This window comes from Paenibacillus sp. 7541 (assembly GCF_002276395.1).
Taxonomy (GTDB): Bacteria; Bacillota; Bacilli; order Paenibacillales; family Paenibacillaceae; genus Paenibacillus_AQ; species Paenibacillus_AQ campinasensis.
The window spans coordinates 1-1,510 of sequence record NZ_NQLZ01000067.1 but is presented as its reverse complement, the minus strand read 5'-3'; the positions used below and the strand labels follow the sequence as shown (position 1 = coordinate 1,510).

Here is a 1,510-nt window from a genome sequence, read left to right as displayed (position 1 = left end):
CAGGCTGTCGAGAAAGTCTCGACAGCTATTTTTTTGTGTATTTAGTTCAACACGACACCGCGTTAATATTGTATAATATTTAGTAAATAAACTGTTCGGAAGGGTGTTAAATATGTTGCGTTCTAACCGAGAAAAACAGCAGGCTTACGAGTTTGTTTCGATTGAAGAATTGGTTCCCCACGATCATCTGCTTCGTAAAGTGGACAAGTATATCGATTTCTCTTTCATCGACGAAAAGGTCCGTCCGCTTTACTGTGCTGATAATGGGCGACCAGCCATCGATCCTGTCGTGTTATTTAAGATGATTTTCCTCGGTTATTTTTACGGCATCCGTTCAGAACGTCAACTGGAACGCGAGATTCAGACAAATCTGGCATACCGTTGGTTTCTTGGTTTGGGATTGACAGACAAAGTTCCGGACCATACCACCATTAGCTGGAACCGACGGACTCGTTTCAAAGACACTACTATCTTTCAAGATATCTTCGATGAGATTGTGCTGCAGGCAATCGAGCATCGCATGGTCGGCGGACGAGTCCTGGTTTCGGATTCCACGCATGTGAAGGCCAATGCGAACAAACACCAGTACACCAAGCAGCAGGTTCTACAAAACACACGAGATTACATGGACGAACTCAATGGCGCAGTAGAAGCCGACCGGAAGGCGCATGGAAAAAAGCTTTAAAACCCAGAGAGGATGTGGTCGAGAAGAAAGAAATCAAGGTGAGCAAAACCGACCCGGATAGCGGTTATATGATTCGCGATGGCAAACCGGAAGGATTCTTTTATTTAGATCACCGGACCGTTGATCTAAAATACAATCTGATTACCGATGTCCACGTCACGCCGGGAAACGTTCATGATTCTGTACCGTATTTGTCGCGTTTGGATCGCCAACGAGAGCGATTTGGTTTTGAAGTTGAAGCCGTTGCCCTGGATTCAGGTTATTTAACAACCCCCATCTGCAAAGGATTGCAGGAACGGGGGATCTTTGGCGTGATTGCTCACCGGAGATTTCATCCGACCCAAGGCTTGTTTCCGAAGTGGAAGTTTACCTATGATGCCGAGCGTAACCGTTATATTTGTCCGCTCCAGCATGAATTGTTGTATCGCACCACGAATCGAGAAGGATACCGGCAATATGCCTCCGACCCGAAGCACTGCAAGACTTGCCCGATGCTGGAGCAATGTACCCGTTCACGGAATCACCGCAAGGTCGTCACGCGCCATGTCTGGGAAGACAGCAAGGAATGGGTACGAAACAACCGGCTCAGTCGATCCGGTAAGTATTTATACCGAAAACGAAAAGAAACGATTGAGCGAAGCTTCGCGGATGCCAAAGAGCTCCATGGGTTTCGCTATTGCCGGTTGCGCGGGTTGCAAAACGTCAGGGAACAAGCTCTGATGACAGCAACCGTGCAGAATATGAAGAAGATGGCGATCCACTTGGATCGCCTGGAAAACAGGGGGTAATCCCCCCATTTCCCCTCTTGAAGTGACCACTTAAAAA

At 47.5% G+C, this 1,510-nt stretch carries 1 protein-coding gene; it reads left to right on the top strand.

Annotation, left to right across the window (positions count from 1 at the left end; all coding sequences use genetic code 11):
* Positions 1–112 precede the first annotated feature (112 nt).
* A protein-coding gene (locus CHH75_RS24410; protein ID WP_095268202.1) for an IS1182 family transposase occupies positions 113–1,473 on the top strand; the annotation gives its coding sequence in 2 pieces (ribosomal slippage) (positions 113–680 and positions 680–1,473; 1,362 coding nt in all).
* Positions 1,474–1,510 lie beyond the last annotated feature (37 nt).